Source organism: Actinotalea sp. JY-7885 (assembly GCF_014525465.1).
In the GTDB taxonomy this organism is placed as follows: Bacteria; Actinomycetota; Actinomycetes; order Actinomycetales; family Cellulomonadaceae; genus Actinotalea.
This window is the reverse complement of sequence record NZ_JACEXH010000021.1, coordinates 1-26,260: the sequence shown is the minus strand read 5'-3', so window position 1 is coordinate 26,260 and position 26,260 is coordinate 1. Positions and strand designations below refer to the sequence as shown.

Genomic DNA, 26,260 nt, shown 5'->3' with positions numbered 1-26,260 from the left:
GGCCGCGTCCGGACGTCCCCCGGTCCGGACGCGGACGGCTGACCGCGCGGCCGGGCGCCGCCCCCGCCGGCCGCGGCAACCAGGCGGCCGGCGGGGCCGTCGGCTACCGGTCCGCGACCACGGCCATCGCGTCGATCTCGACCATCATCTGCGGGTGCGGCAGGCCGACGAACACCGTCGTGCGGCACGGCGGCGCGTCGTGGGTCACGTGCTCGGCCGTGAACGCGGCGTAGGCGTCGTTCATCGCGGCGAAGCTCGACTGGTGGTGCAGGTAGACGCGGACCATGACCACGTCGTCCCACGTCGCACCCCCGGCCTCGACGACGGCGCGGACGTTCTCGAGCGTGCGGGTGGTCTGCGCGCCGACGTCGCCCAGGTGCACGTACTCGCCCGTCTCCGGGTCCGCCGGGCCCTGCCCCGAGACCTGCAGGACGTCGCCGACGCGCACGCCCTGGGAGAAGCTGTGGGCGGGCGCCGGGGCACCGGTGGTCGTGATCTTCGAACGTGCGGAAGCCATGGGTCTCTCCTGGGGGTGGGAACTGGTACTCGGTGCTGCGGTCGTCAGAACTCGGTCAGCAGCACGTCGACGACGCGGCCGGCCGGGTCGGTCAGCAGCGCGGCGCGCCACTTGTCGAAGAGCGTGCACGGGTGGGAGATGCCCAGCCCGACGACGTCGCCCACGCGGGGCGCCGGCGACGCGCCGGCCTCCACCCGCAGGTACAGGTGCTGGTCGTCGACCTTCGTGACGACCATGCCCGACGCCGGCTCGGGGTCGAGCCAGCCGGCGCCCTCGCGCCGGCGCACGCTCAGCACGGTCGGCAGGTCGATGTCGTAGGGCACGTCGCGGCGGCCGGCGCCGCAGATCGCGAGCCCGTCCTGGGGCACCGAGAGCACCTGGCACCACACGGTCGCGGCCGCGCGCATCGCGACGGGCTCGGGCAGCCGCGCCCACGGGTCGGCGCGCGCGCACAGCCCGTGGTCGTGCGTCGCGTACGCCCCGGAGCGCAGGACGACGCGCCGCGGTGAGGCGCCCGCCGTCAGCTCGCGGAGCACGACGTCGACGTAGGCGCTGCCGCCGGCCGAGACGACGGGCTCGGCGACCAGGCCGTCGGCGACCAGGGCGTCGGCGAGGCTCACGAGCTCGCGGCAGAACGCCGCGACCCGTTCGAGGTCGTCGCCCGTCGTGCCGGACGCGACGGACCCCTCGTACCCCGCGACGCCGGCCAGCGGCACGCCCGCGGCCACCACCCGGCGGGCCAGCGCCACGGCGTCCGCGACGGACCGGCACCCGGTGCGCCCGCCGGGCACGCCGAGCTCGACCAGCACGCCGACGTCGTCGCGCACCTGCGGTGCCGCGTCACGGAGCGCGGCCGCCGCGGCCGCCAGGCCCTCGTCGCCGTCCACGTAGGCGAGCAGCTCGCCCGGGGATCCCGCGGCGCGCGCCGCCGCGAGGTCGGCCACGGCCCAGCGCCAGTCCCGCCCGTCCACCATCTCGTTCGCCACCAGGACGCGTCGCACGCCCCAGGACCGGACGACGCGCAGCTGGGTCGCCGTGGCGACGGTGGCGCCCCACGCGCCGGCGCGCTCCTGGCGCGCGTAGAGCCCCGCGGACATCGACGTCTTGAGGTGCGGGGCGTGCAGGGCGCCCCGCTCGGCGCACACCCGTGCCATCGTCGCGAGGTTGTGCTCGAGGGCAGCCTCGTCGATGGTCAGCAGCGGCCAGGCGAACCGGTCGTCGGTCACGGGCGGCGCGTCGGCGACGAGCTCGGCGATGCTCGTCGCCGCCGCCAGGCGCAGACCCTTGGTGCTCGGTCCGAGCACGCGGTCCTCGATCATCGTTCCTCCGTGGGCCGCAGTGCCCGGCCCGGTCGCCGGTCGGTCAGCTCGCCGTCGCGCAGCACGGGCACGCCGGCGACCAGCACGTCGTCGACGCCGACCGCGAGCCGGCGGGGGTCGGCGTAGGTGGCGTGGTCGGCGACGCGGTCCGGGTCGACGAGCGCCAGGTCGGCGACCCAGCCCTCGCGGACCTCACCGCGCCGGCCGAGCCCGAAGCGGCGCGCGGTCCCGGTCGACAGGTGCTGCACCGCCTGGGCCCAGGTCCAGTCGCCGAGATCCCGGACGTGGACGCCGAGGAAGCGCGCGAACGCGCCCCACCCGCGCGGGTGGGGCCGCCCGCCCGCGTAGATCGCGTCCGAGCCGCCCAGGTGGGCGTCGTGGCGCAGCAGCGCCCGGACCTGCTCGTCCGTGTGCGACGGCTGCTGCTCGAACACGCAGCCGACGCGCAGGCGCGAGGCGACGAGCAGCTCGAGCACGGCGTCGGCGGGGTCCAGCCCCAGCTCGGCCGCCGCCTCGCGCACGGTCAGCCCCTCCGTGGCCTGGAGGGGTCCGGGCACCGCGGCGAGCGTGACGCGGTCCCACAACGGCTCGAGCGGCGCGAGCTGCTCGTCGCGCAGGCGCCGGCGCACCGCGGGGTCCGCCAGCATCGCCAGGGCCGCGTCGACGTCGGCGATCGGCACCCAGTCCGCCATGGTGAGCATCGACAGGATCGACGAGCCGCGCAGGTACGGGTACGAGTCGAACGTCACGTCCAGCTCGGTGCGCGCGGCGTCGAGCGCGGCCGCGAGCGGCTGTGCGGGCCCGTGCAGGTGCGAGACGTGCGTGGCCACCCCCGTGGACCGTGCGAGCCGCAGGAGCTCGTCGAACGCGCCCAGCGCGCGGTCCTGGTAGCCGCGCATGTGGCTGACGTGCGGCAGGCCGTGCCGCGCGAGGACGCGCGCGAGCGGCACGAGCTCGTCCTCGTCGGCGAACCGGCCCGGCACGTACTCCAGGCCCGTGGACATGCCGCACGCGCCGTCGTCCAGCGCCTGCTCGAGCCGGCGCACGAGCAGCCCGCGCTCCGCCGCGTCGAGAGGGCGGCGCTGGGCCCCGGTCACGGTGTGCCGTAGCGTCCCGTGCGGGGCGAGGTAGGCGACGTTGAGCGGCGTGGCGCCGTCGTAGGTCGCCAGCAGCTGGGCCACCGACCCGCCCGTGAACTGCGGGTGCGCGCCGTTGATGGCGGTGAAGTAGCCGGTCGCCCAGGCGAACGACGAGTCGGCCGCGGCGCCGGGCGCCGTCGGCGCGTACGAGACCCCGTCCTGCCCGACGACGACGGACGTCACGCCCTGGCGCAGCAGCGCGTGCTGCACCTCGGGCCGGAAGATGGCCGCCTCGCCGTGGACGTGCGCGTCGACCAGGCCGGGCAGCAGGAGGCGGCCGCCGCCCTCGATCACGTCGTGGGCGCCGTCCCCCTCGGTCGCGCCGCCGGCGGGACGCACCCGCGCGATCGTCGGACCGTCGACGAGCACGTCCCACCGGGTCTGCGGGCGGTCGCCCGCGGCGTGCGAGGCGCCGGGCGCCGCGACGAGGCGGACGCCGCGGATCTCGATCACCGGGGGTCGGCCGCCAGTCCCTGCGCGGTCCAGCGTGCGCGCACGACGTCGAGGCGCTCGCGGAAGGCGGCGAGGTCGCGCCGGTGCGGCGGGGTCCAGGCCACCTCGGCGAACGCCGCGAGGCGCGGCAGCAGCATCGAGAACAGGTCGTCGTCCGTGTGGATGGTCTCCGTCCAGACGGCGGCCTCGACGCCCGCGACGTGCGCGGCGTCGAGCCCCGGCAGGGTCTCGAGCGGCTCCCACCCGTAGGCGTCGTCGAGCGTGAGGCAGCCTGCCCACGTCAGGCCGAGCGGGCTGTCCTCGTCGTACTTCATGTCGAGGTAGGCGCGCGAGGCCGGCGAGAGGAGCACCCGCGCGCCGGCGGCCGCGGCGGCCGCGACGACGTCGGCGTCCTGCTGCTCGTGCCAGAACTGGACCACGGTGCCGGCCGGCAGGGACGTGCGCGCCGCCTCCTGCCACGCGACCGCGCGCTTGCCGGTCCGCGTCACGGCCTCGACCGCACGGTCGACCAGCGCCACGTACTCGTCGCCGTCCAGGGACAGCGGCTCGTCGCCGCCCAGGTGCAGGAACGGGCCGGGGGTCATCGCCGCGACGTCCGTGAAGACGTCGGTGAGGAAGGGCACCGTCTCGGCGTTCTCCAGGCGCAGGCGGCTGAAGCCGACCTCGGTCCCGGTGTAGACGTCCACCGGCTCGCCGTCCGGGTTGAGCGCGGGCTCGGCGTGCAGCGCGGCGTTGACGTGGCCGGGCACGTCGACCTCCGGCACGACGACGATCCCGAGGTCCGCCGCGCGGTCCACGATCCGCGCGTAGTCCGCCGCCGTGTAGAAGCCGGCGTCGCCGCCGTCGACGGCCGTGCCGCCCGAGAGCTCGGTCAGCCGCGGCCGGGACGCGATCTCGAGGCGCCAGCCCTGGTCGTCCGTCAGGTGCAGGTGCAGGACGTTGAGGCGCAGCGACGCCATGACGTCGAGCACCCGGTGGATCGACGCGACGGGGAAGAACGACCGCGCGACGTCGAGGCTCAGGCCCCGCCACGCGAAGCGCGGGCGGTCCTCGACGCGCAGCGCCGGCAGCAGCAGGCCGCCACCGACGGGCTCCGCGAGCTGGGCGAGGACCGTGGCGCCGTGGCGCAGGCCGGCGACGTCGGACGCGGTCACGACGACGCCGTCCTCGCCGACCGTGATCGCGTAGGCCTCGCGGTCGACGGACTCCGGGACCGCCGGGAGGTCGGCCACGGGCGCCGTGAGGCGCAGGGCGATCCCGCCGGCCGCGTCCTGGGTGTCGGTGAGCGCGTCGCGCTCGACGCCGAGCGCCTCGGCGAGCCGCTCCGCCGCGGCGGCGGCGGCCGCGGGGGCCGCTATCAGGGTGCGGGGCGTGACCAGGAAGCCGGCTCCGGGGCGCTCGTCGACGAGCGCGGGCAGGGGCAGCGCGCGCGTCATGCCGACGCCCGCTTCGCCGCGACCTCGGCCCGGACCTCGGCGCGCAGCGCGCCGTGGCGCGAGGGCTCGGGCGCCGCCGCCAGCAGGGTCTTCGTGTACTCGTGCTGGGGGTCGAGGATCACCGAGTCAGCCGCGCCCCGCTCCACGACCGTGCCACGGTGCATGACCATGATCTCGTCGGAGAAGTGCCGGGCCGTGGCCAGGTCGTGCGTGATGTAGAGCACCCCGAGGTTGTCCTCTCGTTGCAGGCGGGCGAGCAGGTTGAGCACGCCGAGACGGATGGAGACGTCGAGCATGGAGACGGGCTCGTCGGCGATGAGGAAGCGCGCCCCGGGCGCCAGGGCCCGCGCGATCGCGACGCGCTGGCGCTGACCGCCCGACAGCTCGTGGGGGCGGCGCGCGGCCACGGTCGCGGCCGGGCCGAGGTTCACCCGCTCGAGCAGCCGGTGCACCTCGGCGTCCAGCTCGGCGCCGCGCAGCTCGGGCCGGTGGATCCGCAGCGGGCGCTCGAGGTGGTGGTGCACCGAGTGGAACGGGTTCAGGGACGCGAACGGGTCCTGGAACACCATCTGCACCTGATGCCGGTAGCCGGCCAGGGCACGACCGCGCGTGGGCGTCGGCGCGCCGTCGAGCAGGATCTCGCCCCGCGTGGGCACCTCGAGCTTGGCGAGCATGCGGGCGATCGTCGACTTGCCCGACCCGCTCTCGCCGACCAGCGCGATGGTGCGGCCCTGCTCCAGGGTGAACGACACGTCGTCGACGGCCCGCAGGTCCGTGCGGCGCAGGCCGCGGCCCAGGCGGAACGTCTTGGTGACGCCGCGGACCTCGAGGTTGCCCATCAGTGCTCAGCTCCCGTCCGGACGAACGATCCCCGGTCACCCGTCAGGCTCGGGAAGGACTCGAGCAGCATCCGCGTGTACGGGTGCTGCGGCGCCGTGTAGATGGTCTCGGAGTCGGCCAGCTCGACGATCTCGCCGTGGCGCATGACCGCGATGCGGTCGCTGATCTCCAGCAGCAGCGGCAGGTCGTGCGTGATGAACACGACCGCGAAGCCGAGCTCCTCGCGCAGCCGCATCAGCTCGCGGATGATGCCGCGCTGCACCACGACGTCGAGCGCGGTGGTCGGCTCGTCCATGATCATGACCTGCGGTCGCAGCGCGAGCGCCATCGCGATCATCACGCGCTGACGCATGCCGCCCGACAGCTCGTGCGCGAAGCTGCTCAGCCGGGCCGGGTCGACCCCGACCAGGCGCAGCAGCTCGCGGCTCTGGGACTCCTTCTCCGCCCGCGACATGCCCGGGCGGTGCGTGGTGAACACGTCGAAGAGCTGGGCCCGGACCGTGATCACCGGGTTCAGCGAGTTCATCGCGCCCTGGAAGACCATCGAGACCTTGTCCCACCGGTACGCCCGCAGGCGGTCGCCCGACAGGGCCGTCACCTCGATGTCGGTGCCGCTCTCGTCGTGGAAGACGACCTGGCCGCCCACCATGCTCGCGGGCGCCCGCAGCAGCCGGTTGAGGCCGTACGCGAACGTCGTCTTGCCGCAGCCGCTCTCCCCCGCGAGGCCGAGGATCTCGCCCCGGTGCAGCGTCAGCGAGACGTCCTTGACCGCGTGGACGACGTCGTCGCCCAGGTAGTCCACCGAGACGTGGCTCGCGGTCAGGACCGGAACCTGTGCCGCTGCGGGGATCTGCTCCGGGGCGCTCATCGGACGTCCGCCTTCGTCGTCGTCGTCGTCGCCGGCTCCGCGTCCTGCGGCTCGTCCGGCTCTGTGGTCGCGGCCGACGGGCCGACGACGTCCGGCGGCGCGTCGACGCGGCGCGCGAGCTTGCGCCGGGCGCGCGTCGCCGCGGGCACGTGGCGCAGCTTCGGGTTGACGATCTCGTCGATCGCGAAGTTGATGAGGGACAGCCCGGCGCCCAGGAGCGCGATGAGCAGGCCCGGTGGCACGAACCACCACCACGCGCCGCGCGTCAGCGCCGACCCGGCCTGGGCCTCGTTGAGCATGGTGCCCCACGTGATCGACCCGGTCGGGCCGAGGCCGAGGTAGGACAGGCCGGCCTCGCCCAGGATCGCCAGCACGACGGCGAACAGGAACTGCGCCGCGACCAGCGGGAGCAGGTTCGGCAGGATCTCGACGCCGATGATCCGCAGCGGCCGCTCCCCCGCGACGCGCGCGGCGGCGACGTAGTCCCGGGTGCGCAGCGACCGCGCCTGGGACCGCAGGACGACGGCCGAGCCCGCCCAGCTCGTCAGTCCGAGCACGAGCGCGACGAGCGCGATGCTGCGCCCGGGCAGGTAGCTCGACAGCACGATCACCAGCGGCAGGCCCGGGATGACGAGCATGACGTTGGTGACGAGCGAGAGGAACTCGTCGGTCCACCCGCCGACGTACCCGGACACGATGCCGAAGATGACGGAGAGGCTGAGCGCGATGAGCCCCACGAGGATGCCCACGAGGAGCGAGCCGCGCGCGCCGTGGGCCAGCTGCGCGAGCACGTCGTAGCCGAGCGACGTCGTGCCCAGGGGGTGGGCGAGCGTCGGCGGCTCCAGGGCGGGGTTGCCCGAGAACTTGGGGTTCTGCACGAAGTACGGCGCGAGGATGCCGAAGAGGGTGATGGCACCGGTGAGCACGAGGCCCGTGGTGAGCTTCGCGGAGCGGCGGGGCAGCACGAGCCCCAGGCCGCTGCGCCGCCGCGGGGCCTCGGGGGTGGCGGAGGGCTCAGGCATGGTGACGGGTCCTGGGGTCGATGAAGCCGTAGACGATGTCCATGAGGAAGTTGGCGGCCAGCACGGCGATGGTGATGAACAGGAACACCCCCTGGATCAGGGCGTAGTCGTTGTTCTGGACCGACTGGATGAGCAGCTTGCCGACGCCGGGGTAGCTGAAGACCTGCTCCATGACGATCGAGCCCGCGACCACGAAGCCGAGCGAGATGCCGAACCCGGCGATCGACGGCAGCGCCGCGTTGCGCGTCGCGTACGTGGTGAAGATGCGCAGCGGCCGCAGGCCCTTGGCCTCGGCGGTCGTGATGTAGTCCTCCGCGAGCGTGGAGACGGTCATGTTGCGCATGCCGAGCAGCCAGCCGCCGACCGAGCTCAGCACGATCGTCACCGCGGGCAGGATGCCGTGGTAGACGGCGCTGCCGAGGAACTCCCAGCTGACCTCGGGTCCGGCGAACGTGAACACGTCGTACCCGCCGATGATCGGGAAGGCGCCCAGCGTCACGGAGAACGCGAACACGAGCAGCAGCGCGAGCCAGAAGTACGGCACGGACTGCAGGACCGTGGTGAACGGGATGATGTGGTCGACCCACGTCCCGCGCTTCCAGCCGATCCAGGCGCCGAGGCCGATGCCCAGGACGAACGAGACAGTGGTCGCGAGGCCGACGAGGACGACGGTCCACGGCAGCGCCTGCATGATCAGCTCGACCACCGGGGTCGGGTACTTCGTGATGGAGACCCCGAGGTCGCCCTGGAGGATGCGCCCCCAGTAGGAGACGTACTGCTCCCACAGGGTGGCGTCCGAGGACGAGCCGAGGAGGAGCTCGATGCTCCGCACCGTCGCAGGCGTGACCTCACCGTTGCGAGCCAGCTTGGCGAGCATGATGCCCACTGGGTCGCCCGGCAGGAGCCTGGGGATGAGGAAGTTGAGGGAGACCGCCGCCCAGAGCGTGATCAGGTAGAACGTGATGCGCCGGACGTAGTACTTCACTGCGGTCCCCTCGTCTCGAGCTCCTCCTCGGTCGTCATGTCACTCGGCCGGCTTCAGGTGGGCCAGCACGATGCCGGACGAGGTGGCGCCCCACGCCGGCGGGAAGGTGTACATGTCCTCCTCGGTCGGCCAGCCGGTGAAGTCCTCCGTGTTGAAGAAGGACTGCGTGCCGTTGATCACGAGCGGGATGTACGGCAGGTCGCGGACGATGTTCTCCTGGATGACCGCGTACTGCTCGAGCTTCGCGGCCTCGTCGTTCGTCTGGCTGGCGGCGATGACCGCGGCGTCGACGTCGGGGTTGGAGTACCGCGAGAAGTTCCAGTCGCCCGGCTGCAGCTCCTCACCGACCGGAGCGGTGGACGCCGTCGTGAACCAGTCCTCGTAGATCGAGTACGGGTCCGCGACCGGGGAGGCGATCATGCCGCCGAGGATGAGCTCGTAGCTGCCGGTCTGGCGGGCGTCGGAGTACTCGTTCCAGGAGAAGGTCGACGCGGTGATCTTGATGCCGGCCTCGGCGGCCTGCTCCTCGATCAGCTTGGCGGCGGAGTTGTAGTCGCTCCAGCCGTCGACCGACGACAGCGTCATGGCGACGGGCTGGCCGTCCTTGGCGTAGAAGCCGTCCGAGCCCTCCGTGTAGCCCGCGTCCTCGAGGATCTGGCGCGCCGCGGCGACGTCGGCCGACTGCGGGCTCTCGCTCGGCATGCCGTCCGCGATCCAGTTCTCGTCACGGGGCAGCAGCGCGTAGGTCGGGGAGATCACGCCGGCGTGACCGACGAACGCGCGCTCGTTGATGGTCCCGCGGTCGATGGCGAGGTCGAGCGCCTGGCGCACCGCGACGTCGGTCTGCGGTCCGGTGCAGCCCGCGGCCGCGTCCGAGCACGTGTACAGGACGGTCGGGTCCTGGGGGGTGTTGAGGTAGCCGATGGTGCCGGCCTCGGTGAGGCTCTCGGGCTCGGGGACGAACATCGTCGTCCAGTCGATGCGCCCGGTGCGGATCAGGTCCTCCGCCGACTGGTTGGCGTCGATGCCGAGGTACTGGATCTTCTTGACCGCGACCTCGCCGTCCCGGTACTCGGGGTTGGCCACGAGCGTGTACGACGCCTCGGACGTGCTCTCGACGATGTACGGGCCGGTCCCGACGGGGTCCTCGTCCGTGAAGGTCGCCGCGTCCGCGACGTCCTTCCAGATGTGCTCCGGGATGATCCGCTGGCCGCCGAGCACGTTGGACTCGTTGGTGAACTGCGGCCCGTCGAACGTGAACTCGACCGTGTGGTCGTCGGTCGCCTCGACCGAGGTGATGTAGGTCGGCTGCACCAGGTCGTGCTGGAACGTGAAGACGACATCGTCGGCCGTGAAGGGCTCGCCGTCGCTCCACGTGACGTCCTGCTTGAGCGTCACCGTGACGGCCGTGCCGTCCTCGTTGAACTCGAAGGACTCGCCGAGCAGGGGGTCCGGCTCGCCGCCGGTCGCCTTGTTGTAGTGGAACATCGTCTCGTAGATCGGCCCGAGGGCGCCGTGCAGGACGGTCGGCGAGAACGGGTTGTAGTTCGCCACGATCGGCGTCTGGCTCCCGGCCCACACGACCAGGGGCTTGGCGTCGGCGGTCGAGCCGCCGTCGTCGTCACCGCCGCCGGCACCCGTGCAGGCCGTCGCCGTGAGCGCGAGGCCGGTGGCCAGGACCAGTGCGGGCAGTGCCCGGCGCTGGCTTCGGGATCGGAACATCGTCGGTCCTTTCGTCCGTGCGGCCCGGGAGCCGCGGTCCCCGTCGTCGGCGACAGGGAAAGTGTATGGAAGCCTTACTAACAAAAAAGGGCCGCTGGAGTTTTCGTTACGACATCGAGACCTCTGTCGTCTCTTGCCCCGCTGACCTGCGGCGATGCGCCGCCGCCCGGTCAGGGCGGCGTGCTGGAGAGCAGCTCGGGGACGGCGCGACGGGCCGCGAGCGCGGCGCCCAGGGGTGCCAGGCCGGCGCCGCGGGGTGCGAGCAGGAGGCGCCGGTCCAGCGCCAGACCGGCGAGGAAGGGCGACGCCGCCGCCTGCCGGCGCAGGGCCTCGCGCACCGCCTCGCGCAGCGGCGCGCCCACGCCCGCGACGCCGCCGCCGAGCACCACGTGCTCGACGTCGCACGTGAGCACGAGCGTCCGCACGCCGGCCGCGACGGCGTCGGCGTAGTCGTCGCGCAGGCGCACGGCCGCGGGGTCACCGGCCGCGGCGGCCGCGAAGAGCTCGGCCGGGGACGGGCGTCCCGAGCGCGACGGCCACGCCGCGTCGAGCGCCGAGCCGGAGGCGTACAGCTCCAGGCAGCCGTCCTGGCCGCAGAGGCACCGCGGGCCGTCGGGCCGGTACGGCAGGTGACCGACCTCGCCCGCGACGCCGAGGTGCCCGCGCCGCAGCGCACCGTCGAGGATCAGCCCCGCGGCCACGCCGGTGCCCAGCGCCAGGAACGCGAGGTCCCCCGTCAGGCCCAGCACGTGCGCGGCGCCCAGCGCTGCGACATTGAGATCGTTCTCGATCCGGACCGGCCCGCGGCCCAGCCGCTCACCGAGCAGCGCACCGAGCGCGACCGGGACGCCGTCGATGCCCAGGTTGACGGCGTGCGAGACGGCGCCGCGGTCCGCGTCGACCATGCCCGGGACCCCGGCACCCACGAAGGCGAGGTCGCCCGGGGCCAGGCCGGCGCGGCCGCACAGCCGCTCGGTGGCCTCCACCGCGGACGCGACGACGCCCGCCACCCCGTGCCGGGTCGGCACGCGCAGCGTCGCGCGCGGCGTCGAGCCGGCGTCGACGAGGACCGCCTCGACCTTGGTGCCCCCGATGTCCAGGCCGACGGACCAGCCGTCCGGCACAGCGGCGCGCGTGGTCAGGTCGGCGGGGTGCGGACCGGGCACGTCAGCTGAACCCGAGCTGGCCGGAGAGGACCAGCACCGCCGCGCCGAGGAGCGTGCCGTCCTCCCCCAGGCCGGTCATCCGCAGCCTCACGCCGTTGCCGATCACCGGGATGGTGCGCTCGGCGATCGTCCGCAGCGCCTCCTCGCGCAGGGGACCGTCAAGGAGCTCCGGCGGGCCGCTGAGGATCACCTCGGAGAGGTTCAGCGCGCTGACCACCGGTGCGAGGGCGACGCCGAGGCGCCGGCCGACGGCGGTGAGGGCCGCGTCGGTCGCGGCCGGGTCGAGACCGGCGACGCGACGGCGCAGCGCGGGCACGGACAGCACCGTCTCCAGGCAGCCCTTGCGCCCGCAGGCGCACGGCGCCGCCTGGCCGAGCGGGGCGTGGTCGACGTCGTCGCGCTCGTCCACGACCGTGACGTGGCCCAGCTCGCCCGCCGCGTGCTCGCGGCCCTGCACGAGCGCGCCGTCGACCACGATGCCCGCGCCGACGCCCTGCCCGACCGTCAGGGCGAGGACGCCCGCGGCCTCGGCCCCGCCGTAGGTGAACTCCCCGAGGACGGCGGCGTTGGCGTCGTTGGCGACGTGGACGGGCAGGCCGAGGGCGTCGGAGACGATCGTCGCGAGCGGGACGTCGTACCACTGGCGGTTCGGGGCCTGGACGACCGTGCCGCGGGAGTCGACCACGCCGGGCGAGCCGATGCCGACACCGAGCAGCGTCTGGTCCGCCAGCTCGACGAGCGAGCGGGCGAGCTCCACCACGGCCTCGACGGCGGCGTCCCCCTCGAGCCCGTCGGCGTGCACCGTCAGGCGCGCACGACGCTCCCCCGCGAGGTCGACGACCGCGCCGTGGATCCGCGCGTCGTCGGTCAGGTCGATGGCGACGATCTGGAAGGCGTCGCTGCACAGCCGCAGGCGGGTGGCCGGCTTGCCCACGCGCCCCTCGGGCTGGGCCCCCAGCTCGGCGACGAGGCCCTCGGCCACGAGGGAGGTCATGAGGTCCGAGACGGTCACGCGCGTCAGGCCGGTCGCGCGCGCCAGGTCGGCCCGCGAGGAGGGGCCGGAGTGGAAGAGGTGCTGCAGGAGCATCGCGCGGTTGTGGGCGCGGCCGTCCTCGGGCAGGACCTTGCTGGTCGGTCGAAGCATGCGCGCCATTGCCACGTTTGTTAGTACACCTTCCTTACAGAATCACTGTCAAGGAACCGGGTCCCACGTGACCGAACCGTGACGTACCCGCGGCCGCACAAGGTGCCGCGTTGGGGTCGGATGGCGACGCCGGTTGCCGATCGTCCGCCCGCCGCGGACCATCGCCGGATGAGCCATCCGCGTGAGCACGACGTCGTCGTCTTCGGTGCCACCGGCTTCGTCGGCGCCCTGGTGGCCGAGCACCTCGCGCACCACGCCCCCGCCGACGTGCGGATCGCGCTGGCCGGCCGGTCCCGCGAGAAGCTCGAGGCCGTGCGCGCCGCCCTGCCGCCGCGCACCCACGGCTGGCCCCTGCTCACGGCCGACTCGACCGACGACGCGTCCCTCGACGCGATGGCGGCCGCCGCGCGCGTGGTCGTGAGCACCGTCGGCCCGTACCTGCGCTACGGCCTGCCCGTCGTGGCCGCCTGCGCCCGCGCGGGCACGCACTACGCCGACCTCACGGGCGAGACCCCGTTCGTCCGCCAGGTCATCGACCGGTACGACGACGTCGCCCGCGCGTCGGGGGCGCGCCTCGTCCACGCCTGCGGCTACGACGCCGTGCCCTCGGACCTCGCCCTCCTCACGCTGCACCGCCGCGTCGCCGCCGACGACGCCGGCACCCTCGCCCACGTGCGCACCGTCGCCACCGCGCGGGGCGGCGTGAGCGGCGGCACCCTCGCCACGATGCGCGGCGTCGTGGAGCTGGCCGTCCGGGACCCCGCGGCGCGCCGCCTCCTGGCGGACCCCTACGCCCTGAGCCCGGACCGCGCCGCCGAACCCGACGTCCCGCAGCCGCCCGACGCCCCCGCACCCGGCCGCACCGTCGACGGCGGCTGGGTCGCGCCGTTCCCGATGGCGTCGTTCAACACCCGCGTCGTGCGCCGCTCGAACGCGCTGCAGGGCTGGGCCTACGGCCGCACGCTGCGCTACGGCGAGGTGGCGGGGACCGGGCCAGGGCCACGGGGCGCGGCGGCTGCCGTCGGGCTCACGGCGGGCCTGGGCCTCGCCGCCGGCGTCATCGCGCTGCCGCCGACGCGCGGGCTGCTCGACCGCGTCCTGCCCGGGCCCGGGGAGGGCCCCGACGAGGAGACGCGCCGTACCGGCCGCTTCCGCATGACCGTCCACGCGCTGACCACGACGGGCCGTCACTACGGCGCGGTCGCCGCCGGGTCCGGCGACCCGGGCTACGCCGCGACCGCCGTCATGATCGGCCAGTCGGCCCTCGCGCTGGCCCTGGACGGCGACCGCCTGCCGGACCGCGCGGGCTCGCTCACGCCCGCGGCCGGCCTCGGCGACGTGCTGGTCGAGCGCCTGCGCGTCGCCGGCCACACCTACGACGCCGCGCCGCGCTGAGTCAGCACGTCGATTCCCGGACGCGGATCGTCCGTCTTGCGCCCTAGCGTGGTCGGACGACCGCTGACGACGGGAGAACGACCATGGATGTCCTGCTCATCGCCGGGCTCTGGCTCGACCCGTCCGCGTGGGACGACGTCGTCCCCGCGCTCGAGGCGCACGGCCACCGCGCCGTGCCCGTGGCGCTGCCCGGTCAGGGCGACGGGGACACGACGGCGACCCTGGCGGACCAGGTGGCCGCCGTCCTCGACGCCGTCGACGCCGCGGACGCCCCCTGGGTCGTCGGGCACTCGGCCGCGGCCACGCTGGCGTGGCTCGCGGCCGACGCCCGCCCGGACGCCGTCGCGGGCGTCGTCCTGGTGGGCGGCTTCCCGAGCGCCGACGGCGAGCGCTACGCGGACTTCTTCCCGCCCGTCGACGGCGCCATGGCGTTCCCCGGCTGGCCCGCGTTCGAGGGCGCGGACTCAGCCGACCTCGACGACGCCGCCCGCCGCGCGTTCGACGCGCGAGCCGTCCCGGTGCCGGAGGGCGTCTCGCGCGGAGTGGTCCGCCTGAGCGACGTGCGGCGGTTCGGCGTCCCGGTGGTCCTCGTGTGCCCCGAGTACACGCCCGAGGACGCGAGGGCCTGGATCGGTGCGGGCGACGTGCCGGAGCTGGCACGAGCGACGAACGTCTCCTACGTCGACCTCGGCACGGGGCACTGGCCGATGCTCAGCGCGCCCGACGAGCTGGCGCGCGTCCTGGCGCAGGCCGTCGCGTGAGCGCGGGCACGACGACGCCGTCGTACCGCGTGCGCGCGCTCGACGCCTCCACCTGGGACCAGTTCGCCGAGCTGGTCGAGCGCAACAACGGGATCTTCGGCGGGTGCTGGTGCATCGGCTGCCTCTTCGTCGACCGCAGGCACCGCGGGCAGGGCGTGGCGCGCGCCGCGCTCGAGGGGGCGCTCGCCGAGATCGGGCGTCAGGGCGGCGGGCTCGTGGAGGCGATCTCCGAGGTCACCGCCGGCCGCGAGGCCCAGGGCCGGTTCCTGTTCACCGGCACGGTCGAGCTGTTCGAGGACCTCGGCTTCGCGCGCGTCCGCCAGGTCGGCAAGCACGCCTGGATCGTCAACCGGCGCGTCGAGGCGCGCTGAGGCGCGCGACCAGCGGACTCCTCACGCCCGCGTCCCTCACTCCTGCGCCGGCGGCTGCACGGCCTGAGCCTCAGCCTCACCCGCCCGGCGGCGGCCGCCGACCGTGAGCGCCGCGCCCCCGGCCACGAGCGCCAGGGCGCCGAGCAGGAGCAGCGGACTCCCCCCGCCGGTGGACGAGAGCCACGTGGGGTAGCCGCCGGACCACCAGGGCCCGCTCGGCGTCCCCGAGCCGCCACGCGTCGGTGTGGGGTGCGTCGTCGTCCGGCAGTCGTCCTCCGCCGCCGCCGTCACGGCGGCGAACGCCACGACGGCCGCGCCGTCGACGGCCGGGTCGCACGGCTGGGCGCCCTCGGCCGTCACGACGTTGCGCAGCACCTCCCCGTTCACGTCGTCGTCCACCCGGACGGCGAACGTGAGGGTCTCCTCGTCGCCCGTCAGCTCGCCGATGTTCCACACGAGCTGCGACGGACGGCTCGGGTCCTCGCCCGCCGGGATCCCGTAGGCCCCCGTGCTCGCCTGGATCGTGGGATCCAGCTCGGCGCGGTTGGTCACGTCCCTGAGGTCGTCGGTGATCACGACGTCGGGGGCGAAGCTCCCGGAGAGGAGGGTGACGCGGAGCGTGTAGACGATGATCTGGCCCGGAAGCACCTGGGTGCCGGACGGCGGGCTGCTCTCCTTCGTCACGGTCCAGGTACCCGCCTGCCGCGGGTCGGTGTTCGTCACGGTGCACGTCACGTCGTCGCCGGCGGCCAGCTCGACCTGGTCGCCCTGGAGCGGCACCGGGTCCCCGCCCGCGTCCTCGCACTCCCAGCCGGTCTGCACGTACTCCTCGGGGCCGCCCGCCTCGGACAGCGCGTACGTGCCCGGCGCCACGGGGACGTCGGTGACCGTCGCGCCGCGCGTCGCGCCCGAGATGGTCTCCGGTCCGGCCGCGCGGAGCGTCCACAGGTCCGCGGTGGCCGACCCGCCGTCGTCGTTGACCACGTCCTTGACCAGCGTCAGCCGCGGCGCGTCGAACGTGTTGGTGATGGTGCACGCCACGTCCTCGCCGTTCGCCACCGTGACGGTGTCGCCGCTCAGGGTCCCGCCCGCGCAGCTCCACTCCGAGGCGGTGTAGTCCGCCGGTCCGCCGGACTCGGACAGGACGTACTCCCCCGCGTCCACCGGCACGCTGCTGACGGCGGTGCTCTCCGACGGCCCGCTGATCCCGGTGGTCGGGCCCTCGGCCGCCAGCGTCCAGTCGGTGTTCAGGGCGGTGCCGCCGTGGTCGTTGACCACCTGCTTGACGAGCGTGAGCGTCCCGGGCTGGTCGTCGTTGAGCACCGTGCAGGTGGCGTCGTCGCCCGGCCTGATGTCGACGGCGCCGGCCGTGACCGGCCGGTCCCCCTCGGGGGTCGAGCACGTCCAGTCGCTGGCGGTGTACCCCGGCAGCCCGTCCTCGGACAGCGTGTAGGTGCCGACCGTCACGGGCGCCGCCGTGATCGCGTCGTCCCCGTGCCGGCCCGTGAGCCCGGCGGTCGGCCCGGTCGCGGTGAGGACCGGGTCGCGCTCGTCCGCGGTGCCGCCGTCGTCGTTGACGACCTGCTTGGCCAGGGTGAGCGTCGGCGGCCTGGCGGTGTTGGTGATCGTGCAGGTCACGTCGGCACCGTTGGCGAGGTCGACGACGTCGTCCGCGACGGGCACGGTCGCGCCCGCCGCGTCGGTGCACGCCCACGGCTCGGCGTCGTAGCCGAACACCTCGGACTCGGACAGCGCGTAGGAGCCGGCGAAGACGGCCACGTCCGTGACGCCGCTGGCGCCGTCACCGGAGACGGCCGCCTGCCCCTCGATCTCCTGCGGTGTCGCCGTCAGCGTCCAGCTCGCGGGCGTCTCGGTCGCGCCCGTCGTCCCGGCCTCGACGACCTTGCGCAGCGTGAGCTGCGCCGGCTCGGCGGAGTTGGTGAAGACGCACAGGACCGTCTCGCCCGGCGGCACCGAGATCTCGGTGACCGCCTGCGGTGTGCCGTCGACGACGCACTCGAGACTCGTCTGCGTGTACCCGGGCACTGTCGTCTCGCTCAGTGCGTACGGGTGGCCGGGCCGGACCTCGAAGACCTGCGCGACGTCGCGCGCGGCGCCGGCCGTCTCCACCGTGTCGAGGTCCGGGACCGTCGGCGCCGGGACGGCGCGGAGCGTGAAGTCGGCCGGGACCGCCGTCCCGCCGGCGTCGTTGACGACGTCCTTCGCCAGGACGAGCTGGCCGGTCTGGTTGGTCGCCGTGCAGCTCACGCGCGCGGCGAGGGGCACGGTGACGCCGCCGTTGAGGCCGTCGGCGTAGCCCGAGACCTGCGCGCCCTCGGCGTCGACCCGGATGCACGACCAGGACCCGGTGGACAGCGGGTAGGTCTGGAGGTCGCTGCGCTGGTCCACCTGCACGTAGGTCGGCGTGCCCCCGGACTCCGCGAGCTGGTACGGGACCAGTGGCGTGACGACCTGGTCGGTGACCGCGGCGCTCGTCGCCTGCCCGCTCGGGCCGGGGAGCTGGCCCGCCGGCGTCCCGGGTCCGGGCAGGGCGGCCAGGTTCCACAGCGTCGGCTCGGCGCTGCCCTGGACCTCCTTGGCCAGCGTCAGGCGGGACTCGCACGTCACGGTGTTGCGGATGGTGAAGGTGTTCGCGCCCTGGATGAGGGTCGTCTCGTACCCGGCGTCGGGGACGTCGACCGGCGTCACCACCGCCCCGTCGATCTCCACGAGCTGGGGCGTGGCCACCTCGCACAGGTCGGGGTCGATGGTCGGCGCCTGCAGCGTCACTTCCTCGGCGATGGTCACGTCCTCGCCCGCCACGTAGCCGTCGCGGGTGACCTGCCAGGCCTGCGGGGTCGCGCCCGCGCCGTCGGGCCCGGTCAGCGTCAGCTCCGAGGTGAAGCCGGAGGGCTGGTTGCCCTCGGGCACCGGCGCGGCGCCGTTGATGACCCACTCCTTGTCGACCGTGACGGAGGCGGGCGCGGCGATCTCGTTGTAGACGATGCAGCTGACCGCGTCGGTGCTCGGCACGTCCACGGTGAAGCCGGTCGTCCCGACGTTGGTGACGGGCGCGGCCTGCCCGGTGCCGAGGTCCGTGCAGACGGCGTTGGCGCCCCCCACCGGGCGGATCACGGCGCCCTGCGGGGGTTCGTCGATCGCGATGGTTCCGGAGGCGGCGCCCCCTTCGTAGGTGATGGGGAAGCTGACGGCGCTGGTGGCGTCCGTCGTCGCCGTGGTGGTCGGCAGCGTCACGCCTGCCGTGTCCGTGGAGGCGTTGAAGGTCCACCCCGCGCCGGCGGGCGTGGCCGTGGAGAGGTCGGCGCCGGCGGCGACGATCTGCTTGACGACCGACAGCGAGCCGGCGCACTCGCCCAGCGCCAGCTGCCGCAGGGCCTGCCCGACGACCGTGTAGTCGGAGACCTGGAAGTAGTCCGCCGTCACGGCGTTCGTGCCGTCGTAGGCCGTGGGTCCGGAGATCGCGGACAGGTTGTTCGCCGTCGCCGGGTCGCTCACGCCGGTCCCCGCCCCGACCGCCAGCACGCGCGTCGACTGCGCCTTGAGCGCGTTCGCCGAGAAGATGCCGTTCTCGATCTCACGGACGCGGTTGAAGTTGCCCGGGCCCTCGGAGGGCTGCGAGTAGAAGGTGGGGTCGCCGTCGGTGATGACCACCGCGATGTCGTACGTCGCGGCGGCCTCGGCCGCGGCCGCGAGGCCGCGGTCCCAGTTGGTGCCGCCGCCCGCCGTCCAGGACGCGTAGCGGGCCTTGAACGTGTCCGCCCCGCCCTGGGTCGAGATGGGCACGAGTCCGGGGTAGTTCTGGGTCGCGCCCTCGGCGGGCGTCGCCGTGGAGAAGGAGAACAGGGCCATCTCCGACGGCGTGCCGACGAGCGAGTCGACGAACGTGTCCGCCGCGCCCTTCAGCTGGGTCAGCTGGGACGGCGTCACCGAGCCTGACAGGTCGAGGATGAGAGCGACGCTCAGCCCGCACTGCTGCAGCGGCTCGGGATTGAGCCTCGACTGCTGCCACACACCGCCGGACGCGGTCCGGTTGGTGCTGCCGGTACCCACCATGAAGTCGGACTGCGAGGTGTAGGTGGTGCCCGCGCGAAGCTGGTTCCCGGTCCGGAACTGGTAGGACGTCAGCTGGGAGCCGGTTCCGTTGCCGTTCCCGGTGCGCAGCTGCGTGTTGACGACGAAACCCGTCGGCGCCGCGGTCTGGACGATCCAGAACCGGCGGTCGCAGTTCGCGCCCGTACCGGCGCCCCGGCAGCCGAACAGGCCCGCCTGGGTGTCGGGAACCACGAAGCTGCAGTCGCCGTCGGCGTCGGAGGTGCAGGTCGCCCAGTCCTCCGCGACCGGGGTGGTGGGGCCGCCCGAGCCGCCGTCGTAGAGCTGCAGCGTCGTGCCCGCGAGCGGCGAGACGCCCGTCGTGCCCTGGCGGTCGGCACCGACGGAGACGGTGATGACCGCGGTGCTGGCTGTCGGCGCCGGCACCACCGCGGGTGCGGGCCCGGGACCGAGCCCTTGGGCCGGCCCCGTCCACACCAGCCCGAGCAGCAGGAGCACAGGCCCCAGCGCTGCCAGCACCCGTCGACGACGACGTCGAGCGTCTTCCATGGCGTCCCCCCGGTCGCACGGAAAACCGTCCCGCTCAGACCAGGACGATCACGCCAGTATGCACGCAATCGGACAGATCGGTACTCCTCAGCGCTCCCCGTGCTCCGCCACGACGAGGTGGCCGAGCTCGTCGAAGCGCAGCGGACGCCCGGGAACCCCCGGCCGCCGCTGCCACGGGTGGGGCCCGTCCAGGGGGCGGTACTCGACACCCGCGGCGTCCAGGCGCGGCAGGTGGGACGTGCGCAGCCGGACGTCGAAGTCCTCGTAGTCCCGGTGGTCGCGCGGCGACCAGACGACCTCGGCGAACGCGCACAGCCGGGGGTAGGTCGCGAAGTCGACGCGGCGCGGGCCGTCGAGCTGCTCCGTCCACACGTGCGCCTGCGCGCCCAGGACCTGGCCGGTGCCCGGCTCGGCGACCGTCTCGGCCACCTCGTCGGTCACGGGCTCGAAGCGGTACACGTCCTCCACGGTGTGCACGGTCCCCACGGGCGCCGGCTCGTCCAGGCCCGGCGCGGCCCGGTGGTCGAGGTAGACCTGGTGCTCGGGGCAGATGACGATGTCGTGCCCGTCGCGCAGGGCGTCGATCCCGCCCCGGTACCCGCGCCAGGAGTTGACCACGACGTCCTGCGGCACGCGCGAGCCGCCGACCTCGTCCCACACGGTGACGCGGCGGCCGCGCTCGCGCAGGTGGTCGGCGAGGCGGCCGACGAACCACGGCAGCAGCTCCTCGACGCTGTCGAGCCCGAGCTCGGCGGCCTGCGCCACGATCTGCGGGTTGGCGGCCCACTGGTCCGCGGGGACCTCGTCGCCGCCGAGCGAGACGAGCGGCGAGTCGAAGATCTCGAGCACCTCGTCCAGGACGGCGCGGTAGAAGTCGAGCACGGCCTCGGACGTGTTCAGGGTGTTGGGGTTCAGGCCCCAGCGGGTCCACACGTCGAGCTGCAGGCCCGCGGCCGACAGCTCCGGGTAGGCGGCCATCGCGGCCTGCGAGTGCCCGGGCACGTCGATCTCGGGGATGACCTGCATGCCGCGCGTGGCGGCGAAGGCGACGATCTCTCGCAGGTCGTCCTGCGTGTAGTAGCCGCCGTGCGGCACGCCGTCGTACAGCGTCGACCGCGAGGAGCCGACCTGGGACTCGTGGCGCCACGACCCGACCTCGGTCAGCCGGGGGAACGCGCGGATCTCGACCCGCCACCCCTGGTCGTCGGTGAGGTGCAGGTGCAGGACGTTGAGCTTGTGGCTGGACGCGAGCTCGATGAACCGCATCACGGCGTCCTTGGGCATGAAGTGCCGGGCGACGTCGAGCAGCACCCCGCGGTACCCGAAGCGCGGGCCGTCCACCAGGCGCAGGCCGGGCAGCACGAGCGGGGCGTCGTCGAGCGGCACGGCGCGGAACGCGGCCGGCCCGAGGAGCTGCTGGAGCGTGCGGACGGCGTGGCGCGCGCCGTCGGCGTCGCCGGCCTCGACGACGACGCCGTCGGCCGTGATCTCGAGTCGGTGGTGCTCCGGCTCCAGCGTCGGGTCGTGGCGCAGCACGAGCGAGGTGGCAGCGGTGCCGTCGGCCCGGTCGACGGCGCCGTCGGGCACCACCGTCACGAGGCGGCCCAGGCGGCGGCCGAGCACGTCGACGAGCACGGGCCGGGCACCGGCCAGCTCCGGGGCCAGCACGACCCGGACCTCGGGGCCGAGGACCAGGTGCTCGCCGGTCGTCGCGACCTCGACCGGCGCCGGCACCAGCGCCGGGACCGCGGGGGCGACGTCGGCGGCGGGCGCCCTGTCGTCGGGGGCGGTGGTCGCAGGAGGCACGGGTCAGGCCTTTCGGGGGGTCGCGGGGCCGCGCGCGGCGCCCATCTCGGCGGAGAGCGCGCGGGCGGTGTCGATGACGGCGAGCGCGGTGGCGCGCAGGGTCTCGGGAGGCATGCGGGCCACGAGCGTGGCGACGGACACGGCGGCGACCACGTCGCCGACCTGGTTGAAGACGGGTGCGGCGACGCTGCGGATCTCCGGCTCGTGCTCCTGGTCCTCGATGGCGAAGCCGCGCTTGCGCGTGCGGGCCAGCTCGGCGCGCAGCTCGGCGGGGTCGGTGATCGTCCTGGGCGTCACGGCGTGCAGGCCGGTCGCGATGACCCGGTCGATCCATGCCGCCGGCGCGACGGAGAGCACCGCCTTGCCCGACGCCGTGCAGTGCATGGGCAGCCGGTCGGCGTGGCGCGAGGCCATCCGGACCAGCGGCGCGGCCTCGACGGTGTCGAGCCGGCGCACGTGCACGTCCGCCGGCTCCACCAGCAGGCACGTGCCCTCGGTGCGGGCGGCGAGCGCGCGCAGGTGCGGTGCCGCCACGGACGTGAGGTCGAGTCCGGCGAGGTACGCCTGGCCCAGTCGCAGGACGCCGTCGCCCAGGTGGTAGCGCCCGCTCGCGTCCCGGCGCAGCAGGCGGTGGTCCACCAGGGGTGCGAGCAGCCGGGCCACCGAGGAGCGGTGGACCCCGAGGCGCACCGCCAGCTCGTTCGTGGAGATCCCGTGGGCCGGACCCGCGGCCTCGCGCACGGCGTCGAGCAGCGCGAGCCCGCGCCGCAGCGAGAGCGAGTCGTTGCGGGCGCTGTCGGCCGGCACGCTCACCCCTTCACCGCGCCGGCGAGGCCGGAGACCAGGTGCCGCTGCACGAGCACGAAGAACACCATGACCGGGATCGTCATGATCACGGAGCCTGCCATGATCGCGCCCCAGTCGTTCTGGTCCGGGCGGAAGGAGTTGAGGATGGCCAGCGGCAGCGTCTGGTTCTCCTGCGCCGAGATGATGAACGTCTTGGCGAACAGGAAGTCGTTCCAGGTCGAGATGAACGCGAAGATGCTCACCGCCGCGAGGCCCGGGGCGACGAGCGGGAAGAGGATCGACCGCACGAACCGGTCGGGGCGCTGCCGCCGGACTGGGCCGGCGCGCAGGCCGCCAGGGCCAGGGCGCTGACCAGCAGGGCAACGGCGGGGTACTTCCTCACAGGGGGCCTCCACGGATCGGGTGCACGACGACGGGCACGGTCCAGCCGCGCCGTCGGGTCGATCCGGGTCAGCGGGGGACTGCGTGACGCACGCTAGGTCCGCCCTGCCGGGGTGACCACGATCCGCCCCCCGGGGTCGTGCACTGCACGACACGTGCGATCAAGCGTTACGCCACCCGCCGGCGGCGTGAACGCGGCGCGTGCAGTGCACGCCCGCGCACGCCCTCAGAACAGCGGCCAGGGCACCGCGGGCATGTCGCCCTCGGGCGCCGGGAAGCGGCCCTCCGTGAGCAGCCGCTCGCAGCGCGCGGCAAGGGCCGCGACCTCCTCGTCGTCGAGCAGGCCGGACAGCGTCTCCCCCAGCCCGCCGCCGAGGTCCGCGAGCAGCCGGCGCACGCCGTCGGCCTCGTCGGCGTGCAGCTCCTCGCCCAGCCAGCCCCACAGCACCGTGCGCAGCTTGGGGTCGGTGTGGAACGTGACGCCGTGATCCACGCCGTAGCGGTGACCGCCGGGCATGGGCAGGACGTGCCCGCCCTTGCGGTCGGCGTTGTTGACGAGGGCGTCGAACACGGCCATCCGGCGCAGGGCCGCCGAGTCCTCGTGCACGAGCGCCACGGGCCGCCCGCGCTCGTCGGCCGCCTCGAGGACCGTGCGCCAGCCGGTCGTCGGGACCCGCGACGCGGGCACGACGTCGACCGGGTCCTGCTCGGGGTCCGGCTCCTGCCAGCGCTGCACCATGCCCGGGCCCAGCGGACCGTCGCGCAGCAGCGTCTGCGGCACGACGTCCCACCCAAGCGCCTGAGAGACCGCGTGGGCGGCCACCTCGCGGTTCGCGAGGGTGCCGTCGGGGAAGTCCCACAGGGGCCGCTCCCCCGCGACGGGCTTGTAGACGACGTCGACGCCGTCGACCCGGGCCAGGAACGTCGCGTTGGACGCGGCGGTGATCCGGCCGATCAGCTCGAGGTCGCCGCCGTGCAGGTCGGCGCCCGCGCTCACTCGGGGTCGGTCAGGTCGCAGACGTGGCCGTCGGGGTCGATCGGCTGCCCGCACAGCGGGCAGATCGGCCGCCCGGCGCGCACCACCTGGCGGGTCCGCTCCACGAAGGCCCGGGCCGTGCCGACGGGGATCCGGATGAGCAGCATCTCGCTGGGCTCGGTCGGCTCGCCGTCCGCGTCCACGTCCGTCTCGTCGTCGTCATCGTCGTCGGGCTCGACCGGGTACGCCTCGATGACGACCTGGGCGGTCCTCGGCTCCCAGCCGAGGCGCAGCATCCCGGCGCGGAACTGCTCCTCGACCGGCTGGTCCAGCGGCTCGTTGTCGATCAGCTCCGCCGGGGCCTCGGCCGGCACGGCGACCGGATGGTCCTTGTCCGAGGCGAGCCGGCTCAGGACCTCGTCGATCGTCTCGGCGAGGACGGCGGACTGCTCCTTCTCGAGCGCGACCGAGGTGCTCCGCGCGCCGGTGCGGGCCTGGAGGTAGAACGTGCGCTCGCCCGGGCGGCCGACCGTCCCGATGACGACGCGGTCCGGCCAGTCGTACTCGTGGACGAGGGTGGGCACGTCGTCAGTTTACGAGCGTGCCGCGCGGGCGTCGCCCTGTCCCGGGTCGCCGGTGTGCTCGGCGCCGTCCGGGACGGCGCCGTGGCCGGCCCCTCCCCCGACCTGCGCGTCACCCGCGGGCCCTGCGGCGGCGAGCCAGGAGAAGTCCCCGAAGTCGGTGTTGGTCGTCACGACCTCCGGCCGGCTCGTCCCGTAGCGCACGATCGAGACCGACGCGGGGCCGACCGCGATGCGCTGGAACAGGTCCAGGTGCATCCCGAGCGCGTCGGCGAGGACCGCCTTGATGAGGTCCCCGTGCGAGACGGCCGCCCACACCGCGCCGGGCCCGTGCTCCGCCTCGACGACGGCGTCGTGCCGCCGGACCGCCGCGACGGCGCGGGCCTGCATGGCGGCCATCGACTCGCCGCCCGGGAACGTCACCGCGGACGGGTGCGCCTGCACGACCGACCACAGCGGCTCCTTCGCCAGGTCCCCGAGCGCGCGGCCCTGCCACTGCCCGTAGTCGCACTCGGTCAGGGCGTCGTCGAGCGTCAGTGCGGGGGATCCGGCCTGACGCTCGAGGATCGCGTCGGTCGTCTGCCGGCAGCGCTCGAGCGGGCTGGAGACGACGGCGACCAGCGGCACGACGGCGAGGCGGTCGGCCGTGCGCGCGACCTGCGTGCGCCCGTGCTCGTCCAGCTCGACCCCGGGCGTGCGCCCGGCGAGGAGGCCGCCGGTGTTCGCCGTCGTGCGACCGTGCCGGACGAGGATGAGCGTGGGCATGCGTGGAGCCTAGGCACCGTCGGTGCGCGCCGCGGCCGCCCGGAGCCGGGCCAGGCCGTCGTCGATCGTGACCTCGGGCGCCCACTGCAGGTCGGCGCGCGTGCGGCGCTGGTCGAACCAGTGGGCGGTCGAGAGCTGCTCGGCGAGGAAGCGGGTCATCGGCGGCTCGTCGCGGCCCGGCCGGACGCGCCACACCGCCTCGACCGCGCCGCCCGCGGCCCGGGCGAGCCCTGCGGGCACGCTCCAGCGGGGAGCCGGCGCCCCGGCGGCGGCGCAGATGCCCGCGAGCATCTCGGCGACCGGGCGCGGCTCACCGTTGGTGACGACGTAGGCGTTGCCGTGCACGGCGTCGTCGGCGGCGCGCCCCAGGGCCGCCGCGATCGCGGCGGCGGCGTTGTCCACGTAGGTGGTGTCGATGAGGGCGCGGCCGCCGTCGAGCAGCGGGAGCCGTCCCGCACGCGCCCGGGCGACGAGGCGCGCGACGAGCTGGGTGTCGCCCGGTCCCCAGACCAGGTGCGGGCGCACCGCGACCACGCGCATGTCGTCGCCGTCGGCCGCGAGCGCGAGCAGCTCGGCCCGGGCCTTGGTGCGGGCGTAGTCGCCGCGGGCGCGGTCCGGGTCGGCGGGGCCGGCACCCGCGCCGACGATCGAGGTCCCGCTGTGCGCGACCGACGGGGAGGAGACCTGCACGAACCGCGTGACCCCGGCGCGCGCGGCCGCGGCCAGCAGCGCCCCGGTCCCCTCGACGTTGACGCGCGCGAAGTCCGCGGGGTCGCCCGCGAGCGACACCTTCGCGGCCAGGTGCACGACGGCGTCGACGCCGGCCACCGCGCGCTGGACGTCCTGCGCGACGGTCAGCGAGCCGCGCACGTCCTGCACCCCCGCCACCGCGCTCGGGCGGCGCTGGAAGGTGCGCACGTCGTGTCCCGCCGCCAGCACGCGGGCGGCGACCGCCCGGCCGAGCAGGCCGCTGGCACCGGTGACCAGCACCTTCACGGCCGACGCACCCGCCCGCCGGACAGGACGCCCTCGGCCCAGCGCGCGAGCCGGACCCGGTCGATCTTGGAGTTGTGGCGCACGTCCGTGGGCAGGTCCGGCACCACGAGCACGGCGGCGAGCGGGCGCGGGGCGGCGCCGCGCACGGCCGCGGCGAGCGCCGCGGGCGCAAGGCCCGGACGGCGGGCTC

The 26,260-nt window shown here is 74.6% G+C and carries 23 protein-coding genes; 3 read left to right on the top strand and 20 right to left on the bottom strand.

The genetic code is table 11. The annotated features are described in order from the left end of the window. Positions 1-103 precede the first annotated feature (103 nt). The 11 genes from IDM29_RS03770 to IDM29_RS03720 all read right to left on the bottom strand — a co-directional run bounded on the left by IDM29_RS03770 (position 104) and on the right by IDM29_RS03720 (position 12,611). Positions 104-517: a RidA family protein gene (locus IDM29_RS03770; protein WP_182113170.1), complete on the bottom strand. Its 414-nt coding sequence runs from the start codon at positions 515-517 to the stop codon at positions 104-106. 44 nt (positions 518-561) lie between these two features. After that, complete coding sequence (locus IDM29_RS03765) at positions 562-1,836, bottom strand: alanine racemase (RefSeq protein ID WP_182113169.1); 1,275 nt, start codon at positions 1,834-1,836, stop codon at positions 562-564. Further along, a complete protein-coding gene (locus tag IDM29_RS03760; protein WP_182113168.1) occupies positions 1,833-3,428 on the bottom strand; it encodes an amidohydrolase family protein in 1,596 nt (531 codons plus the stop codon). Before IDM29_RS03760 ends, IDM29_RS03765 begins: the two co-directional genes overlap by 4 nt. After that, complete coding sequence (locus tag IDM29_RS03755; RefSeq protein WP_182113167.1) at positions 3,425-4,864, bottom strand: family 20 glycosylhydrolase; 1,440 nt, start codon at positions 4,862-4,864, stop codon at positions 3,425-3,427. Before IDM29_RS03755 ends, IDM29_RS03760 begins: the two co-directional genes overlap by 4 nt. Further along, positions 4,861-5,703, bottom strand: a complete 843-nt coding sequence (locus tag IDM29_RS03750) for an ABC transporter ATP-binding protein (protein WP_182113166.1) — start codon at positions 5,701-5,703, stop codon at positions 4,861-4,863. Before IDM29_RS03750 ends, IDM29_RS03755 begins: the two co-directional genes overlap by 4 nt. After that, the gene (locus tag IDM29_RS03745) at positions 5,703-6,572 is read right to left on the bottom strand and encodes an ABC transporter ATP-binding protein (RefSeq protein ID WP_182113165.1); all 870 of its coding nucleotides are present in this window, start codon (positions 6,570-6,572) and stop codon (positions 5,703-5,705) included. The genes IDM29_RS03750 and IDM29_RS03745 overlap by 1 nt, the downstream gene beginning before the upstream one ends. Continuing rightward, positions 6,569-7,594 (bottom strand): ABC transporter permease, encoded by a 1,026-nt coding sequence (locus IDM29_RS03740; protein ID WP_182113164.1) that lies wholly within the window; start codon positions 7,592-7,594, stop codon positions 6,569-6,571. Before IDM29_RS03740 ends, IDM29_RS03745 begins: the two co-directional genes overlap by 4 nt. Continuing rightward, complete coding sequence (locus IDM29_RS03735; RefSeq protein WP_182113163.1) at positions 7,587-8,579, bottom strand: ABC transporter permease; 993 nt, start codon at positions 8,577-8,579, stop codon at positions 7,587-7,589. The genes IDM29_RS03740 and IDM29_RS03735 overlap by 8 nt, the downstream gene beginning before the upstream one ends. 39 nt (positions 8,580-8,618) lie before the next feature. Further along, complete coding sequence (locus IDM29_RS03730) at positions 8,619-10,301, bottom strand: ABC transporter substrate-binding protein (RefSeq protein ID WP_182113162.1); 1,683 nt, start codon at positions 10,299-10,301, stop codon at positions 8,619-8,621. Between the two features lie 170 nt (positions 10,302-10,471). Continuing rightward, complete coding sequence (locus IDM29_RS03725; RefSeq protein WP_220458016.1) at positions 10,472-11,467, bottom strand: ROK family protein; 996 nt, start codon at positions 11,465-11,467, stop codon at positions 10,472-10,474. Position 11,468: 1 nt separating this feature from the next. After that, positions 11,469-12,611: an ROK family transcriptional regulator gene (locus tag IDM29_RS03720; protein WP_255491761.1), complete on the bottom strand. Its 1,143-nt coding sequence runs from the start codon at positions 12,609-12,611 to the stop codon at positions 11,469-11,471. Positions 12,612-12,779: 168 nt separating this feature from the next. Between IDM29_RS03720 and IDM29_RS03715 the strand changes: the two genes are divergently transcribed. The 3 genes from IDM29_RS03715 (at position 12,780) to IDM29_RS03705 (ending at position 15,138) form a co-directional block, all read left to right on the top strand. Then, complete coding sequence (locus IDM29_RS03715) at positions 12,780-14,006, top strand: trans-acting enoyl reductase family protein (protein ID WP_182113161.1); 1,227 nt, start codon at positions 12,780-12,782, stop codon at positions 14,004-14,006. 83 nt (positions 14,007-14,089) lie between these two features. Further along, positions 14,090-14,767: an alpha/beta fold hydrolase gene (locus IDM29_RS03710; protein ID WP_182113160.1), complete on the top strand. Its 678-nt coding sequence runs from the start codon at positions 14,090-14,092 to the stop codon at positions 14,765-14,767. Beyond that, a complete protein-coding gene (locus IDM29_RS03705) occupies positions 14,764-15,138 on the top strand; it encodes a GNAT family N-acetyltransferase (RefSeq protein WP_182113159.1) in 375 nt (124 codons plus the stop codon). The genes IDM29_RS03710 and IDM29_RS03705 overlap by 4 nt, the downstream gene beginning before the upstream one ends. Positions 15,139-15,174: 36 nt before the next feature. Here IDM29_RS03705 and IDM29_RS03700 read toward each other — a convergent pair whose 3' ends face one another. The 9 genes from IDM29_RS03700 to IDM29_RS03660 form a co-directional block, all read right to left on the bottom strand. After that, positions 15,175-19,728 carry a DUF11 domain-containing protein gene (locus IDM29_RS03700; RefSeq protein ID WP_182113158.1) on the bottom strand — a complete coding sequence of 1,518 codons (4,554 nt, stop codon included), beginning with the start codon at positions 19,726-19,728 and terminating at the stop codon, positions 15,175-15,177. Positions 19,729-19,845: 117 nt separating this feature from the next. Continuing rightward, positions 19,846-21,564, bottom strand: coding sequence for a beta-N-acetylhexosaminidase (locus tag IDM29_RS03695; protein WP_182113157.1), 1,719 nt, complete (start codon positions 21,562-21,564; stop codon positions 19,846-19,848). A gap of 3 nt (positions 21,565-21,567) precedes the next feature. Then, the gene (locus tag IDM29_RS03690) at positions 21,568-22,377 is read right to left on the bottom strand and encodes an IclR family transcriptional regulator (protein WP_188037208.1); all 810 of its coding nucleotides are present in this window, start codon (positions 22,375-22,377) and stop codon (positions 21,568-21,570) included. Continuing rightward, positions 22,374-22,658, bottom strand: a complete 285-nt coding sequence (locus IDM29_RS03685) for an ABC transporter permease subunit (protein WP_255491760.1) — start codon at positions 22,656-22,658, stop codon at positions 22,374-22,376. The genes IDM29_RS03690 and IDM29_RS03685 overlap by 4 nt, the downstream gene beginning before the upstream one ends. Before the next feature lie 320 nt (positions 22,659-22,978). Then, complete coding sequence (locus IDM29_RS03680; protein ID WP_182113155.1) at positions 22,979-23,749, bottom strand: SCO1664 family protein; 771 nt, start codon at positions 23,747-23,749, stop codon at positions 22,979-22,981. Further along, positions 23,746-24,312, bottom strand: a complete 567-nt coding sequence (locus IDM29_RS03675; protein WP_182113154.1) for a DUF3090 domain-containing protein — start codon at positions 24,310-24,312, stop codon at positions 23,746-23,748. Before IDM29_RS03675 ends, IDM29_RS03680 begins: the two co-directional genes overlap by 4 nt. Before the next feature lie 9 nt (positions 24,313-24,321). Beyond that, a complete protein-coding gene (locus IDM29_RS03670) occupies positions 24,322-25,074 on the bottom strand; it encodes an MSMEG_4193 family putative phosphomutase (protein ID WP_182113153.1) in 753 nt (250 codons plus the stop codon). 9 nt (positions 25,075-25,083) lie between these two features. Next, positions 25,084-26,070 carry an NAD-dependent epimerase/dehydratase family protein gene (locus tag IDM29_RS03665; protein ID WP_188037207.1) on the bottom strand — a complete coding sequence of 329 codons (987 nt, stop codon included), beginning with the start codon at positions 26,068-26,070 and terminating at the stop codon, positions 25,084-25,086. Further along, the coding region (locus tag IDM29_RS03660; RefSeq protein WP_188037206.1) for a hypothetical protein at positions 26,067-26,260 on the bottom strand (194 nt) is incomplete at its 5' end. The genes IDM29_RS03665 and IDM29_RS03660, both read right to left, overlap by 4 nt.

Coding starts and splice junctions, on each gene's coding strand:
- IDM29_RS03720 (WP_255491761.1), bottom strand. CDS start 12,611: ATGCTTCGACCGACCAGCAAGGTCCTGCCCGAGGACGGCCGCGCCCAC.
- IDM29_RS03670 (WP_182113153.1), bottom strand. CDS start 25,074: ATGCCCACGCTCATCCTCGTCCGGCACGGTCGCACGACGGCGAACACC.
- IDM29_RS03755 (WP_182113167.1), bottom strand. CDS start 4,864: ATGACGCGCGCGCTGCCCCTGCCCGCGCTCGTCGACGAGCGCCCCGGA.
- IDM29_RS03745 (WP_182113165.1), bottom strand. CDS start 6,572: ATGAGCGCCCCGGAGCAGATCCCCGCAGCGGCACAGGTTCCGGTCCTG.
- IDM29_RS03750 (WP_182113166.1), bottom strand. CDS start 5,703: ATGGGCAACCTCGAGGTCCGCGGCGTCACCAAGACGTTCCGCCTGGGC.
- IDM29_RS03765 (WP_182113169.1), bottom strand. CDS start 1,836: ATGATCGAGGACCGCGTGCTCGGACCGAGCACCAAGGGTCTGCGCCTG.
- IDM29_RS03740 (WP_182113164.1), bottom strand. CDS start 7,594: ATGCCTGAGCCCTCCGCCACCCCCGAGGCCCCGCGGCGGCGCAGCGGC.
- IDM29_RS03730 (WP_182113162.1), bottom strand. CDS start 10,301: ATGTTCCGATCCCGAAGCCAGCGCCGGGCACTGCCCGCACTGGTCCTG.
- IDM29_RS03715 (WP_182113161.1), top strand. CDS start 12,780: ATGAGCCATCCGCGTGAGCACGACGTCGTCGTCTTCGGTGCCACCGGC.
- IDM29_RS03710 (WP_182113160.1), top strand. CDS start 14,090: ATGGATGTCCTGCTCATCGCCGGGCTCTGGCTCGACCCGTCCGCGTGG.
- IDM29_RS03770 (WP_182113170.1), bottom strand. CDS start 517: ATGGCTTCCGCACGTTCGAAGATCACGACCACCGGTGCCCCGGCGCCC.